General features: G+C 39.0%; 1 rRNA gene. It reads right to left on the reverse strand.

Going from position 1 to position 223, the window contains the following annotated elements:
- Nucleotides 1–78, reverse strand: a 16S ribosomal RNA gene (locus tag SLS51_RS24000); the annotation flags it as partial.
- Nucleotides 79–223: the final 145 nt, after the last annotated feature.

Genomic DNA, 223 nt, shown 5'->3' on the forward strand with positions numbered 1-223 from the left:
TTCCTGTTACCGCCCGACTTGCATGTGTTAGGCCTGCCGCCAGCGTTCAATCTGAGCCATGATCAAACTCTTCAATTTAAAGTTTGATGCTCAAAGAATTCTGACTAATTAGTTCGTAATGAATTAACTGTTGTTCACTCTTCAAGACTTTAAAACATATTTTTTTGTGATACGGTCTTGTGAGTGCCCACACAGATTGTCTGATTAATTGTTAAAGAGCAGG

The sequence above is a fragment of the Photorhabdus africana genome (assembly GCF_035181445.1).
GTDB classification, from domain to species: Bacteria; Pseudomonadota; Gammaproteobacteria; order Enterobacterales; family Enterobacteriaceae; genus Photorhabdus; species Photorhabdus laumondii.